Origin of the sequence: Actinocorallia longicatena (assembly GCF_039534125.1) — a bacterium.
GTDB lineage: Bacteria > Actinomycetota > Actinomycetes > Streptosporangiales > Streptosporangiaceae > Actinocorallia > Actinocorallia longicatena.
On the sequence record NZ_BAAAUV010000024.1, the window covers coordinates 76305 to 88925 of the forward strand.

A 12621-nucleotide genomic window follows, 5' to 3' on the forward strand; every position below is an offset into this window, starting at 1 on the left:
AGGAGGCGCGCGAGCCCTTCATCGACTTGAATTTCCCCATGAGGACGGCCGCTCCCATCAGTGCGGGAGACGCCGACGAGACCACGGGACGACGGAAGGAAGACGCGGCGATGACGCTGGGGAGACGACCGCTCGGTGGAGTGGTGCCCGCAGCCCAGAGCGGGCCGCGGCGGGCCCCGGTCCGCCGATGGGAGAGGACCATCCCCCGTGACGAACAACCTGAAGCCCCGTCTCGCCTCGCTCGCCCTGGCCCTCGCGGTCTCGGCGGGAGTGCTCGGCCCGGCGGCCGGGGCCAGCGCCAGGGAGGCGCGGCCCACGGTCTCCGTGACCGCCCAGGCCGGGACCACGGCCGTCCAGCACGCGACGGCGACCACCGCCCCGGCCGCGGCCCCGGCCGCGGCCGGGGCCGAGAAGGCCCCCGCGAGCAGCACCACCGACGCGGCCAAGCGGGGCAAGTGGGGCGAGGCCCTGAAGGCCATCAAGAAGCTCCTCAAGAAGCTCCCGACCAAGAAGCTGAAGGCCGGGATCAAGGCCGCCAAGAAGGGCAAGGCCGCGGTCAAGGCCTGGTACAAGAGCCTGTCCTGGAAGTGGCGCGCGACCCTCTGGATCGCCATGAAGATCGCCGGAGACTCGGCCTGGGACGCCCTGATCCACGTCCTGCTCAGCTGGACCAAGTAACAACCCCTCGCGGGAGGCCCGGAGCGTTCCGGGCCTCCCCGCCATCGGTGAGGAGCGGAGAAATGATCACGACCAAGACGGTGCGGGCGACGGGCGGCGTGCTGCTCGCCGTGCTGTTCCTCTGCTGGATCGCCTTCCACGACGCCCCGGCCCTGGAGGCCGCCCAGGGATGGCTGGGCGCCGGCGGCGCCCTGCTCTGCTTCTGGGGAGTCGCCGAAGGCCTGCTCAAGGGCGAGAACCGGGCCAACCTCGCCCTGTTCACCCTGCTCGGTGTCTTCCTCACCGGGTACGCGTTCTTCCAGTTCACGAGCTGAGGAGCCTTCATGCTCGAGGTCCGCGATCTCTCCAAGGGATATGGGAAACGCCGGGTCGTGGACGAGCTGTCGTTCACCGTCCGGCCCGGTGTGGTGACGGGCTTCCTCGGCCCCAACGGGGCGGGGAAGTCGACCACCATGAAGATGGTCATGGGCCTGGTCCGTCCCGACGGCGGCCGGGTCACCGTCGGCGGGGTGCCTTACGCCTCGCTCGACGACCCGGTGCGGCGGATCGGCGCGCTCCTGGACGCCGGCTGGATCCAGCCGACGGTCTCCGCCCGGACCAACCTGCGGTGGGCCGCCGCGCTCGGCGGCGTCCCCGCCGGACGGGTCGAGCAGGTCCTGGACCTGGTCGGCCTCGCCCACGCGGGGAACCGGAAGGTGAAGGGCTTCTCACTCGGCATGCGCCAGCGGCTGGGCATCGCGATGGCCCTGCTGGGCGACGCCCCCGTCCTGATGTTCGACGAGCCGATGAACGGCCTCGACCCCGAGGGCATCCGCTGGATCCGGCGGCTGCTCAAGACCTTCGCCGCCGAGGGGCGGACCGTGCTGGTCTCCAGCCATCTCCTCTCCGAGCTCGCGCAGGCCGCCGACGAGGCCGTCGTCATCGGCGCGGGACGGCTCATCGCCCACCGTCCGGTGCGCGAGCTCGTGGCCGAGGTGCCACGCGGCCCCGTCCTGGTGACGGCGCCCGAGGCCGACCGGCTCGCGCGTCTGGTGATGGACCGGGGCCTGCTGGTCACCGCGGTCGCCCCCGGCACCTTCACGGTCGGTGACACGACCCCGGCCTGGATCGGCGAGCTGGCCTGCGCCCACCGCATCGCCGTCCACGAACTGAGGCAGGAGGTCGGATCGCTGGAGGACGCCTACTTCGCGATGACCGCCTCGTCGACCGAGTACCGGGGCGGCGCCCCGGAGAACAGGAGCGCATCGTGAACCGGCTCGTCAGGGCGGAACGCCTCCGGCTGGCCTCGCACCGGTCGACCTGGGGGTCGCTGCTCCTGTGCACGGTCCTCGGCCTGGGGATGGCCGCCATCGTCGGCACCACGCCGGCGGAGGACGGCCCGATCGAGATGCCGGACGTCCTGCTGGGGATCGCGCTCTGCCAGACGGTCCTGCTGGTGCTGTCCGTCCTCTCCGTCACCGGCGAGTACAGGGCCGGCACCGTCCGGCTGGCGTTCCAGGCGGTCCCCCGGCGGTGGCCTGTCCTCGCCGCCAAGGCCCTGGTGATGGGCGCCCTGAGCGCGGCGGCCGGGTTCGTCCTCGCGACGGCCTCGGTCCTCCTGGTCCGGCTGGTCGCGGCCGAGGGCACCGCACCGGCCCTCGACACCGCCACCTGGCGTCAGATCCTGGTCGTGCCGCCGGTCTTCGCCCTGACCGCGGTCATCGGCGTCTGCGTGGGCGCCCTCTGCCGCAACTCCGCCGCGGCCGTCAGCGTCGCCCTGGTCTGGTCCCTGGCCGCCGAGAGCCTCCTGGCCCTCGTCCCCGGGCCCGGTGCGGCCCTGAGCCGCTGGGCCCCCTTCACCGTCCTGACCTCCCTCATCGACCCCGCCACCACCTCCTCCGTCCCCGGCGGCCCTCCCGGTTCCCTCCTCTACGCCGCCCTCCTCACCGCCGCCCTCCTCACCGCCGCCGCGGCGCTCCTCCGCCACCGCGACGCCGCCTGAACCGGCACGGAAGCATCACCCGAGAGGCGGGCCCCATCCCGGGGCCCGCCTCTTCACGCCGGGTCGAGGAGCCGCTGGAACTCCTGGCTCGGGGGGACGCCGAGCTCGGTGTGCAGGAGACGGGCGTAAGCACGGTAGGCGCGTTCGGCGCGGGGGCGGTCGGCCCTGGCCAGATGGGCGGCGGCCAGGACGCGGTGGGAGCCCTCGCTGAGGGCGTCGATGGCCTGGGCGCGGGAGGCGATCTCGATCGCGGCCGCGACGTCGCCGGCGCGCAGCAGGCCCGCCGCGAGGTCCTGGAGGGCCAGCAGCCTGAGCTGGTCCCAGCGCTCGCGGGCGCCGGTCACCTCATCGGAGTCCCAGCCGGGCAGCAGGGGGCGGGACAGGACCTCCCAGCCGTCCGGGAGGCCCGCGGGAGAGATCCGGGACAGGGAACGGGCCAGGGCCTCGGCCTCCCCGACGTCCACCGTGACGCCCTCCGCCAGCGTCACGGTCATGGCCCCCGCCTCCAGAAGACGGCCGCCCGTCGCCGTCCCGACCCGCCAGAGGAGCTGGCGGAGCCGCTTGGCGGAGTTCTCCGCGGTGACGTCCGGCCACATCCGCTGCTGGAGCGATCTCCGGGACGCCCGGCCGCCGCCGAGGAAGACCTGGATGACCAGCTCCGCCGGATACTCCGCGAGCGCCACCTCCGTCCCGGCGATGGAACAGGCGAAGCCGTCCAGCAGGCGGAGCTCCACCCGGTCTCCGCCCACGGACATCGTTCCCCCCGTCACCACTCGAGTCCGATCAGTCCGTAGGGGAGTCTCTCGTTCCTCTTGATGAACTCGGCTCCCTCCACGACGCCGGTCTCCAGCAAGAAGTTGCGGCCGCTGGCGTCCCCCGCGAGCTGGGAGGGCGGTTCGATGTTCTCCTCGTGGAGCAGCCGCTTGACGAACCGGCCGTCGAGCGAGATCCGCTCCACGTCCCTCGGCGTTCCCGTGGGGCCGTTGCCGTCGGCCTCCCCGCAGCCCTCTCCCTCGGGTTCCCCCGCACCGGATCCGCTCTCGGGCGGCGGCGTCCCGTCCTCCGAGGAGGAGCTGCTCCGGCACAGGACCGAGGTGATCCTCGGCTCCATGACCGCGACGACGGACGTCCCGTCCGGGTCGATCACCACCTGGCCGAGCGAACGATCCTTGCCGCCGGTCACCGGCAGCCTCGTGGACGCCTGGAACAGGTCTCCCGTGCCGGTGCCGAGCTTCCAGAGCGCCAGTTCCTCCTCCTCGCGCGCGCCCACGAAGTACAGGGCGCCGTCCGGGCCCCAGGCGAGGTCGACCACGCCGCCGGTCTCTCCCCTGTACTCGACCGTGACGTCGCGCTCGAGGTCGTGGAGCACGATCCGGCCCCGGTCCTCCTCGCACGTCTGGAGCGCGACCGCGAGCCAGCGGCCGTCCCGCGACCACGCCGTCGGCGAGGTGCCCAGCCAGTTCCCCGCGCCGAGCCCCTCCGCCACGGGGACGAGCTCCGTGATCCGGCCCTCGGCGGACACCGAGACGCGCGAGAAGGAGATCGCCTCGCAGTCCTCGGTCTGCCGCTCCTCCGTCACGATGAAGCTCCTGCCGTCGCCGCGGCCGGTCAGGCCGCTGAACATCGTTCCGGGACGCGCGGGATCCCGGGAGTCGGTCACCGCTCCGGTCCTGGTGTTCCTGATCTCGAGGACCGTGCGGTCCATGTCCTCCGAGACCGAGCGGACGTCCGCGTAGAAGCCGGGGGCGCCGGCGGGGATGCGCAGCACCTCATGGGACTTCGCCTTCGTGTACCAGCCGAAGGCCGCCAGCACGAGCAGGACGCAGAGCGCGGCCGCCAGCGGTGCCAGGCCGAGGGGGAGGGAGAACCGGCGCCTCACGGCCGGCAGCGCCCCGGGGGGCCGCTCGGGGACGAGGTCCGCCGCTTCGCCGAGGGCCTGGGCCAGCCGCCTTTCGAGATCCGTCATCGCTGTTCCCCCAGTTCCCTGGCGAGTGCCTGCAGAGCCCGGGCGAGGGTGGACCGGGCGGTGCTCGCCCTGATGCCCATCGCCTCGGCGATCTCCTCGTCGGCGAGATCGATGTAGTAACGCAGGACCAGGGCCTCGCGTTGCCGTCCGGGGAGGCGGGTCAGCGCCCGGAGCACCTCGCGCCTGTCCTCGCCGAGGATGGCCTCCGACTCCGCCGACCAGATCTCGGCCGCCGGGGCCGCGCGTTCCCTGAGGAAGGCGAGCTTCCTGCGCCGGAGCACCGAGCGGCAGCCGTTCAGGACCGCCGACCGAACGTAGGCGAGCAGCTTCGTCTCGTCCCGCAGGTCCGGCATCGAGCGCTGGAGCCGCACGAAGACGTCCTGGACGACGTCCTCGGCGCTCGCCTCGTCGCCGACCAGCAGCACGGCCATCCTGATCAGGCCGTTCAGGTTCTCCCTGTAGAGCGCGGTGAGCGCGCTCGTGTCCGCGGGGGCCTTCACCGCGCCCGCCACCACCGTCCCGGTCTGCCCGAACATGCACAAGTGACGCACAGCGGTCGTGATCCGCTGCTTCCGAAACGGAAGATTCTCACGCCCCTCCCGAACGACGGAACCCCGGACGCCACAGAGGTGACGTCCGGGGTTCCGGGGAGGTGACTAGCCGAGGATGCGGGTGCCCCGGTAGTAGGTGCGCCAGCCGCCGCACTTCGACGCGCGGAACTTCAGCTTGCCGTTCTTGCGGTACTGGGTGCCGCGGCACTCGCGGATGCTCAGCGCGTAGCGGTAGTAGGAGTGCTGGCCGCCCGTCGCGGTCCCCCGGCGGTTGCGGGTGTTCCAGGCGTAGTAGGACTCCCAGTTGCCGTCGGCGTCGTAGAACTTCAGCTGGATGGCGGCGAGACGGCCGTCGTGGGCGTTGGTGTCCGTGATGTTGTACCGGACGAGGGCGGTGGGCTCGCCCTTCCAGCGCGAGGGCCTGAAGGTGCCGTTGGCGGTCACGCCCGACAGGGACTTGGCGGTGCGCCAGCCGTGGGTACCGCTCGGGATCGCGGAGGCGGGACCACCGGTGACGACCAGGGCGCCGGCGGCCATCACCGTCGCGACACCGATCTTCATGAACTTCGAGGGCATGCTGTCCTGCTCCTTCGTGGGGGGTTGGCCCGGTGCCCCCTGGCACCGGGCCCTAGGTGCTGCTAGTAGAGCTTCTTCCAGGCGCCGACCTTGGCGGCCTTGCCGGAAGAGGAACGGACCAGGACCTCACGGACCTGGAGGTGCTTGGCCGCCGAGGACGACCAGCTGCCGTAGCAGATCTTGTACTTGAAGTCGGCCGGGTTGTGCGTGCCCGCCGGGCCGTAGGTCAGGAAGCGGTACTTCGAGCTGCGCCACTTGCCGCTCCAGGACCGGAACTGGACGCCTGCGGTCCAGCCGTTCTTCTTCGTGTCGATGTAGCAGAGCTTGACCTTGACCTTGCTGGCGCCGGTCCGCTTGTAGGTGCCGTAGCCCTTGATCGTGCGGAAGGGGCTGCCCTTCGGGCCGTTGAAGGTCGACCAGCTCTTGGTCGCACGAGCACTGGACGAGGCGTTGGCGGGGGACGCCAGGCCGACGCCGCCGAGCAGGAGCGCGGTCGTCACGGTCACAGCAGCGATACGCCGCATGTTCTCTCCCTGGTCAGAACGATGTTGCTGGAGGAACGTTAGCGACTTCCGAAAGATCATCTTTATTGCCGCAATATCCGCCGATTTGACGTGGCCCAAAGTGGTCCTCTTCTCGAACCTCAGAGGGCCCCGGAGCGTCAAAAGATGGATGCAAAATCACGAGGTTGCTTGAACACTGGAGTATTCAGGCGGTCTGAGCTGGTGAAATACCGAGCGCTAGCGCCGGATACAGATCCAAAACCCAGTTGCATGTGATGATGCTCACACTTTCCGGAAGATCGCGTTTCGGAAGCCGCACGGTCACCCCCGCGGACGGGGGAGACTGCGATGAGTGATGATGCCGCGCCTGTCCCCCCGTTCCGGCATCGCGGTCGCCGCCGCGGTGCTGGTGCTGGCCGGGCTCCCGCTGCTCGCCGGCGGGGGGCGGTCACCCGAGGGGAGCATCCCCACCTACGACGCCGTCCTGTCGGTGCGGACGGACGGGACCGTGCACGTCAGGGAGGCGTTCACCTTCGACTACGCGGGCGTCGAGCGGCACGGGCTGCTCCGCGAGATCCGCTACCGCAAGGGGAACCGCGTCTACCGGATCACGAACCTGAGCGTGGCCAGCTCCACGCGCGCGCCCGTCAACGTGAAGCGGCGGACCTTCGCCCACCGTGAGCAGGTGCGGATCGGGGCCGGGCACTCCGTCAGCGGACGGCACGCCTACGTGCTGACCTACGACGTGCACGGGGCGTTCTCCCGGCGCCACGGCCGCGACGAGTTCCTCTGGGACGCCCTCGGCACCCGGTGGTCGGTGCCGGTCTCGGAGGCCGCGGTGCGGATCGAGGCGCCCGCCCCGTTCGGCTCCGGCTGCCTCGCCGGACGCCCCGAGGCCCTGACCCGCTGCGTGCGACATGCCCTGACCCCGAACGTCACCGACTTCACCCAGATCGACCTGCGGCCCGAGGAGGGCATGACGGTCCGGGCCGCCTTCCGGCCGGGAGCGCTGCACCCGCCCCCGCCGTCCTCCGCGCCCGCCCACTTCGGCTTCACGGTCAGGGGCCCCGTCGCGGTCCTGGCAGCGATGGTCCTCGCCCTGCTGGTGCGGCCGCGCAGGCTGCGCGAGGCGCGCCTGCCGCTGATCGGCGCGGGAACCGTCCTGATCCTCTGGGACGCCGTCGCCGACATGGTCCCCGGTGGCTTCTGGTTCGTCTCCGTCGGCGACCCGAGCCTCTACGGCCTGGCTCTCGTCACCCTGGCCCTGCCGCCCTGGCGCGGGCGGCGCGGACCCCGCCCTCAGGAGGACTGAGGGCCGTCGGCGGGCTTGTCGAAGGAGATCGCGGCCTCGTCGCCGGACGGCTTGTCGAAGGAGATCGCCGGCTCGTTCGCGGCGGCCTCGGCCTCGGTCCCGGCCCAGGGGTCGGCCTCGTCCTCGAGGTTCTCGTCGCGCAGCAGCACGCCGCAGACCGCGCGGATCTTGTCCTCGGCGATCACGCCGCGGCGCATCAGCTTCGGCAGGGTGCCGGTCAGGTCGACGATCGACGACGCGTCGCCGGTGCCGGCCTCGCCGCCGTCCAGGTAGACCGCGACGTTGTCGCCCAGCATCTGCTCGGCCTCGTCGACCGTCCGCGCGGCGGGCGCGCCGGACAGGTTCGCCGAGGAGACGGCCAGCGGCCCGGTCTCCTTCAGCAGCTCCAGCGTGAGGTCGTGCAGCGGCATCCGGACCGCGACGGTCCCCTTGGTCTCGCCGAGGTCCCACGACAGGTTCGGGTTCGCCCGGCAGATGATCGTCAGCGCGCCCGGCCAGAACTCGTCGATCAGGTCCTGGCCGTAGGGGCCGAGGTCCTCGATGAGGGCGGTCGCGGCGCGCACCGAGCCGACCAGGACGGGCGGCGGCATCTCGCGCCCGCGCACCTTGGTGTCGAGCAGCTTCTGGACGGCCGAGGGGGTGAAGGCGTCGGCGGCGATGCCGTAGACGGTGTCGGTGGGGAGGACCACGACCTCACCGCGGCGCAAAGAGGTGGCGGCGTCCGCGACGCCCCTGCTGCGCTCGATCGGGTCCGAGCAGTCGTATCGGCGGCTCATGCGGCAATCTCCCTGTACGGCTCTGCTAGTGCTACTACTCGGTGGTCAGCCGGGCCGTGACGAACCGGTCCCGGTCGGTGAGGTCGCGGCGGTTGCGCTGATCGCGCCAGCCGTTCTCCTCGGAGAAGATCCAGTAGACGGGTGCGCCCTGCAGATCACTGTGCTCGACCGCGATCACTCCACCGGGGCGCAGCAGCCGACGCGCCGTCGCCTCGACGATCCGCATCGCGTCGAGCCCGTCGTCGCCGCCGCCCCACAGGGCGCGGGCGGGGTCGTGGTCGCGCACGTCGCGCGGCACGTACTCCCACTCGCTCATCGGGATGTAGGGCGGGTTGGACACCACCAGGTCGACCTGGCCGTTGAGCTCGGTCAGCGCGTCGGCGAAGTCCGCGTTGTGCAGCGTGACCTGGCCGCGCTCGTCGAGGTTCTTGATGTTGCGGGACGCCCACTCGTGCGCGCCGGGGTCCAGCTCGACGGCGTGCACCCGGGCCTGCGGGACCTCCTGGGCGATCGACAGGGCGATCGCACTGGAACCGGTGCCGAGGTCGACGACCACGGGATCGGCGACGTCCATGTCGCGGAGCACGTCGATGGCCCAGCCGGCCATGACCTCGGTCTCGGGGCGCGGCACGAACACGCCGGGCCCGACCATGAGCTCGAGATAGCGGAAGTAGGCGCGGCCGGTGATGTGCTGGAGCGGCTCGCCGGCCTCGCGGCGGGCGATGCCCTCCCAGTACCGGGCGTCGAAGGCGCTGTCGGGAAGGGTGTGCAGCGCGCCGCGGGTCACCCCGTGGATCGACGCCGCGAGCTCCTCGGCATCGGCTCTGGGCGACGCGACACCGGCTTCGGCCAGTCGTGCCGTCGCCCGAGCGATCTCATCGAGGAGCAATGTCATTTCTCTACTGCTGAATCTCGTCCAGCCTGCGTTCCATGTCGGCGTCAACGAGCGCCTGAATGACGGCGTGCAGGTCACCGTCCATCACCTGGTCGAGGTTATACGCCTTGAACCCCACCCGGTGGTCGGAGATGCGGTTCTCCGGGAAGTTGTAAGTACGAATCCGCTCAGAACGGTCGACCGTCCTGACCTGTGCCTTGCGTTCGGCCGAGGCGGCGGCGTCCGCCTCCTCCTGCTTGATCGCCAGCAGCCGGCTGCGGAGGACGCGCAGGGCCGACTCCTTGTTCTGGAGCTGGCTCTTCTCGTTCTGGCAGCTCACGACCACGCCGGTCGGCAGGTGGGTGATCCGGACCGCGGAGTCGGTGGTGTTGACCGACTGGCCGCCGGGGCCGCCGGAACGGAACACGTCGATGCGCAGGTCGTTCATGTCGATCTGGACGTCGATGTCCTCGGCTTCGGGGGTGACCAGCACGCCCGAGGCGGAGGTGTGGATGCGGCCCTGCGACTCGGTGGCCGGGACGCGCTGCACACGGTGCACGCCGCCCTCCCACTTGAGCCGCGACCAGGCGCCGTCCTTCGATTTCACCGCGACCGTGACGTTCTTGAACCCGCCGAGGTCCGAGAGCTGGGAGTCGATGATCTCGGTCTTCCAGCCGACGCGCTCGGCGTACCGGGTGTACATGCGGAACAGGTCGGCCGCGAACAGCGCCGACTCCTCGCCGCCCTCCCCGGACTTGATCTCGAGGATGACGTCCTTGTCGTCGTTGGGGTCGCGCGGCACCAGCAGGCGCCGCAGCTCCTCCTCCAGCTCGACGATCTTGGCCTCGAGGCTCGTGACCTCCTCGGCGAAGGACTTGTCCTCGTGGGCGAACTCGCGGGCCGCCTCGAGGTCCTCGTGGGCCGTCTCGAGCACCTTGTACGTCTCGACGATCGGGCGCAGATGGGCGTACCGCTTGCCCAGCTCGCGCGCCTTCGCCTGGTCGGCGTGGACCGCCGGGTCGCCGAGCGCCAGCTCGATGTCACCGTATTCGCGAAGGAAGTCGTCGAGATCGATGTTCACTGCTCGTCCTTAGGTGGCTACGGACCGTGGAGGTGGAGAACAGAAGGAGAGCCTGGCCGAGCGGCCAGGCTCTGCCAGCTGTCTACTTGTCCGCGGCCTTCTTGCCGAAGCGCGCCTCGAAGCGGGCCACGCGGCCGCCGGTGTCGAGGAGCTTCTGCTTGCCCGTGTAGAACGGGTGGCAGGCGGAGCACACGTCGGAGCGGATGACGCCGCTCTCCACCGTGCTGCGCGTGGTGAACGTCGCGCCGCACGTGCAGGTCACCTCGGTGACGACGTACTTCGGGTGGATATCAGCCTTCATGGAAGATCCCTTTCGAGACGGCCGCCGGGTCGGACTCCGTGGATCGGGAGCCGGGAACCGGGACCTGTGAGCATCCTCAAGTATGCCGGATACCGGAACGTGCCTCGGCCTGCCCCTATTCCTTGAGGTAGGCCAGCACCGCCTGGACCCTGCGGTGGCCGTCGCCGCTGGCCTGGAGGCCCAGTTTGGCGAAGATGTTGGAGATGTGCTTCTCCACCGCGCCCTCGGTCACGACCAGCCTGCGCGCCAGGGCCGCGTTGGACAGGCCCTGCGCCATGAGGTCGAGGGTCTCGCGCTCGCGGGGCGTCAGGTCCTTGAGGGGGTTGCGGCCGAGGAGCTGGGCCACGACGTCGGGATCGATCACGGTTCCGCCGGCCGCGACGCGCCGGACGGCGTCCAGGAACTCCTCGACGTCCGAGACGCGCTCCTTGAGCAGGTAGCCCACCCCGCGCGCGCCGCCGCCGATCAGCTCGGTCGCGTACTGCTCCTCGACGTACTGCGACAGCACCAGCACCGGGGTCGGCCGGACGGCCAGCGCCGCCTTCAGGCCCTCGTCGGAGAAGCTCGGCGGCATCCGGACGTCGGTGATCGCCAGATCGGGGGCGTGCTCCCTGACGGCCGCGACCAGCCCGGCGCCGTCCCCGGCCGCCGCGACGGTCTCGATCCCCTCGTCGGCGAGGAGCCGGACGAGGCCCTCCCGCAGCAGCACCGAGTCCTCGGCGATCACAACCCTCATGAGGCCATCATGCACGCCTACCAGGAGCAGGGAAGCACGACGGTGATCGTCGTGCCCTCGCCGGGCGGGCTGACGACCGACAGGGTCCCGTCGATCGTCGCGGCCCGGTCGGCCAGGCCCGACAGGCCTCCCCCGTGGGTGATCCGGGCCCCGCCGCGGCCGTTGTCGGTGATCGACACGGTGACCTGTTCGCCCGTCCGCTCGGCCCTGACCAGGGCCTCGGTGGCCTCGGCGTACTTGGCGACGTTGGTCAGCGCCTCCGCGACCGTGAAGTAGGCGATCGACTCGACGACCGCGGGCGGCCGCTCGGCGACATCCACGATGATCTCCACGGGGACCGGCGCCCGTGCCGCGAGCGAGGACAGCGCGGGGCTGAGCCCCCGGTCGGTGAGGATCGCCGGGTAGATCCCCCGGGCGAGGTCGCGCAGCTCGGCGATGGCCGCCCTGGCGCCGCTGTGCGCCTGCTCGATCAGCTCCCTGGCCGCCTCGGGGTCGCTGCTCAGCTTCGACCTGGCCCGCCCGATGTCCATGGCGACGGCCAGGAGCTGCTGCTGGGCGCCGTCGTGGAGGTCGCGTTCGATCCTGCGGCGCTCGGCCTCGGCGGCGTCCACCCCGCGGGCCCTGGACGCCTTCAGATGGGCCGTCTGGGCCTTCAGCGCCTGCTTCTCCGACGGGGCCAGCAGCGCCGTGGACAGGGCCACGTGCAGCATTCCCAGACCCTTCACGACGTAGAGCATCACGATGGTCCCGAGGACGCCCACCGGCATCCACAGCAGGCCCTTCCAGAACGTGTCGAACTGGTAGTAGACGGTCGGGCTGCCCAGGGAGACCTGCGGCGCGTCGCCGCCCGTCGCGGCGATGACGGGCATCAGCAGCGACATCACGCAGAAGCTCCACCCGACGGCCGCCACCACGAAGTACCCGAACGACAGCGGGATCCTGATCACCTGGAAGGCCAGGTCCTTCCAGGTCGCCGGGTCGGTCAGAATGACCCGGGCCCGGCCGAGCAGCCCCCGCGCGGCCGTCCTGCGGTAGGGATCGCCCAGCTTCACCCGGTACACGAACTCGATCACCCGCCGGTCGAGGATCGAGCAGTACCGCAGGGCCAGGAAGAGCAGCGCCCACAGCAGCACGCCCACCCAGATGATCGTCAGCGCTCCGGCCAGCGGGATCCCCCCGGCCAGCCCGACGAACCAGGCCAGCCCCAGCACGCTGCTCAACGGCAGATAGAGGGCCCCCAGCCACACGGACCTGTCCCTGACCAGCTTCAGCGGTGTCACCCGGAC

The 12621-nt window shown here is 71.1% G+C and carries 16 protein-coding genes; 5 read left to right on the forward strand and 11 right to left on the reverse strand.

All coding sequences use genetic code 11. The features are described from left to right. Window positions 1-207: 207 nt before the first annotated feature. The 4 genes from ABD785_RS32735 to ABD785_RS32750 all read left to right on the forward strand — a co-directional run bounded on the left by ABD785_RS32735 (window position 208) and on the right by ABD785_RS32750 (window position 2659). On the forward strand, window positions 208-678 hold the full coding sequence (locus ABD785_RS32735; RefSeq protein ID WP_344836048.1) for a hypothetical protein: 471 nt from the start codon (window positions 208-210) through the stop codon (window positions 676-678). A 62-nt stretch (window positions 679-740) separates the two neighbouring features. Next, window positions 741-992: a hypothetical protein gene (locus ABD785_RS32740; RefSeq protein WP_344836051.1), complete on the forward strand. Its 252-nt coding sequence runs from the start codon at window positions 741-743 to the stop codon at window positions 990-992. 9 nt (window positions 993-1001) lie between these two features. Further along, on the forward strand, window positions 1002-1928 hold the full coding sequence (locus ABD785_RS32745; RefSeq protein WP_344836053.1) for an ABC transporter ATP-binding protein: 927 nt from the start codon (window positions 1002-1004) through the stop codon (window positions 1926-1928). Beyond that, complete coding sequence (locus ABD785_RS32750; RefSeq protein WP_344836055.1) at window positions 1925-2659, forward strand: hypothetical protein; 735 nt, start codon at window positions 1925-1927, stop codon at window positions 2657-2659. The genes ABD785_RS32745 and ABD785_RS32750 overlap by 4 nt, the downstream gene beginning before the upstream one ends. A gap of 53 nt (window positions 2660-2712) precedes the next feature. Here ABD785_RS32750 and ABD785_RS32755 read toward each other — a convergent pair whose 3' ends face one another. The 5 genes from ABD785_RS32755 to ABD785_RS32775 all read right to left on the reverse strand — a co-directional run bounded on the left by ABD785_RS32755 (window position 2713) and on the right by ABD785_RS32775 (window position 6276). Continuing rightward, window positions 2713-3414, reverse strand: a complete 702-nt coding sequence (locus tag ABD785_RS32755) for an AfsR/SARP family transcriptional regulator (RefSeq protein WP_344836057.1) — start codon at window positions 3412-3414, stop codon at window positions 2713-2715. 11 nt (window positions 3415-3425) lie between these two features. After that, window positions 3426-4625, reverse strand: coding sequence for a WD40 repeat domain-containing protein (locus ABD785_RS32760; protein WP_344836059.1), 1200 nt, complete (start codon window positions 4623-4625; stop codon window positions 3426-3428). Then, window positions 4622-5176: an RNA polymerase sigma factor gene (locus ABD785_RS32765; RefSeq protein ID WP_344836062.1), complete on the reverse strand. Its 555-nt coding sequence runs from the start codon at window positions 5174-5176 to the stop codon at window positions 4622-4624. The genes ABD785_RS32760 and ABD785_RS32765 overlap by 4 nt, the downstream gene beginning before the upstream one ends. Before the next feature lie 105 nt (window positions 5177-5281). Further along, window positions 5282-5752: a hypothetical protein gene (locus ABD785_RS32770; protein WP_344836065.1), complete on the reverse strand. Its 471-nt coding sequence runs from the start codon at window positions 5750-5752 to the stop codon at window positions 5282-5284. 62 nt (window positions 5753-5814) lie between these two features. Beyond that, the gene (locus ABD785_RS32775; protein WP_344836068.1) at window positions 5815-6276 is read right to left on the reverse strand and encodes a hypothetical protein; all 462 of its coding nucleotides are present in this window, start codon (window positions 6274-6276) and stop codon (window positions 5815-5817) included. 334 nt (window positions 6277-6610) lie between these two features. Here ABD785_RS32775 and ABD785_RS32780 point away from each other — a divergent pair, with 334 nt between their 5' ends. After that, complete coding sequence (locus ABD785_RS32780) at window positions 6611-7567, forward strand: DUF2207 domain-containing protein (protein ID WP_344836132.1); 957 nt, start codon at window positions 6611-6613, stop codon at window positions 7565-7567. On the opposite strand, the gene ABD785_RS32785 is transcribed toward ABD785_RS32780, so the two are convergent. From ABD785_RS32785 to ABD785_RS32810, 6 genes are all read right to left on the reverse strand, one after another. Continuing rightward, window positions 7555-8343 carry an L-threonylcarbamoyladenylate synthase gene (locus ABD785_RS32785; protein WP_344836071.1) on the reverse strand — a complete coding sequence of 263 codons (789 nt, stop codon included), beginning with the start codon at window positions 8341-8343 and terminating at the stop codon, window positions 7555-7557. The genes ABD785_RS32780 and ABD785_RS32785 overlap by 13 nt on opposite strands. A 34-nt stretch (window positions 8344-8377) precedes the next feature. Continuing rightward, window positions 8378-9238, reverse strand: coding sequence for a peptide chain release factor N(5)-glutamine methyltransferase (gene prmC / locus ABD785_RS32790; protein ID WP_344836074.1), 861 nt, complete (start codon window positions 9236-9238; stop codon window positions 8378-8380). Window positions 9239-9242: 4 nt separating this feature from the next. Continuing rightward, window positions 9243-10292 carry a peptide chain release factor 1 gene (gene prfA / locus ABD785_RS32795; RefSeq protein ID WP_344836135.1) on the reverse strand — a complete coding sequence of 350 codons (1050 nt, stop codon included), beginning with the start codon at window positions 10290-10292 and terminating at the stop codon, window positions 9243-9245. A gap of 88 nt (window positions 10293-10380) precedes the next feature. Further along, window positions 10381-10599 carry a 50S ribosomal protein L31 gene (gene rpmE, locus ABD785_RS32800; RefSeq protein WP_344836077.1) on the reverse strand — a complete coding sequence of 73 codons (219 nt, stop codon included), beginning with the start codon at window positions 10597-10599 and terminating at the stop codon, window positions 10381-10383. Between the two features lie 115 nt (window positions 10600-10714). Next, entirely contained in the window at window positions 10715-11335 is a 621-nt protein-coding gene (locus ABD785_RS32805) for a response regulator transcription factor (RefSeq protein WP_344836080.1), read from the reverse strand. 17 nt (window positions 11336-11352) lie between these two features. Further along, window positions 11353-12615: a sensor histidine kinase gene (locus tag ABD785_RS32810; protein ID WP_344836082.1), complete on the reverse strand. Its 1263-nt coding sequence runs from the start codon at window positions 12613-12615 to the stop codon at window positions 11353-11355. Window positions 12616-12621 lie beyond the last annotated feature (6 nt).

Bases quoted from the DNA above. Each gene is read 5' to 3' on its own strand.
- ABD785_RS32745 (WP_344836053.1), top strand. From the start codon at position 1,002: ATGCTCGAGGTCCGCGATCTCTCCAAGGGATATGGGAAACGCCGGGTC.
- ABD785_RS32775 (WP_344836068.1), bottom strand. From the start codon at position 6,276: ATGCGGCGTATCGCTGCTGTGACCGTGACGACCGCGCTCCTGCTCGGC.
- ABD785_RS32760 (WP_344836059.1), bottom strand. From the start codon at position 4,625: ATGACGGATCTCGAAAGGCGGCTGGCCCAGGCCCTCGGCGAAGCGGCG.
- ABD785_RS32740 (WP_344836051.1), top strand. From the start codon at position 741: ATGATCACGACCAAGACGGTGCGGGCGACGGGCGGCGTGCTGCTCGCC.
- ABD785_RS32785 (WP_344836071.1), bottom strand. From the start codon at position 8,343: ATGAGCCGCCGATACGACTGCTCGGACCCGATCGAGCGCAGCAGGGGC.
- prmC (WP_344836074.1), bottom strand. From the start codon at position 9,238: ATGACATTGCTCCTCGATGAGATCGCTCGGGCGACGGCACGACTGGCC.
- ABD785_RS32755 (WP_344836057.1), bottom strand. From the start codon at position 3,414: ATGTCCGTGGGCGGAGACCGGGTGGAGCTCCGCCTGCTGGACGGCTTC.
- ABD785_RS32780 (WP_344836132.1), top strand. From the start codon at position 6,611: ATGATGCCGCGCCTGTCCCCCCGTTCCGGCATCGCGGTCGCCGCCGCG.
- ABD785_RS32770 (WP_344836065.1), bottom strand. From the start codon at position 5,752: ATGCCCTCGAAGTTCATGAAGATCGGTGTCGCGACGGTGATGGCCGCC.
- rpmE (WP_344836077.1), bottom strand. From the start codon at position 10,599: ATGAAGGCTGATATCCACCCGAAGTACGTCGTCACCGAGGTGACCTGC.
- ABD785_RS32805 (WP_344836080.1), bottom strand. From the start codon at position 11,335: ATGAGGGTTGTGATCGCCGAGGACTCGGTGCTGCTGCGGGAGGGCCTC.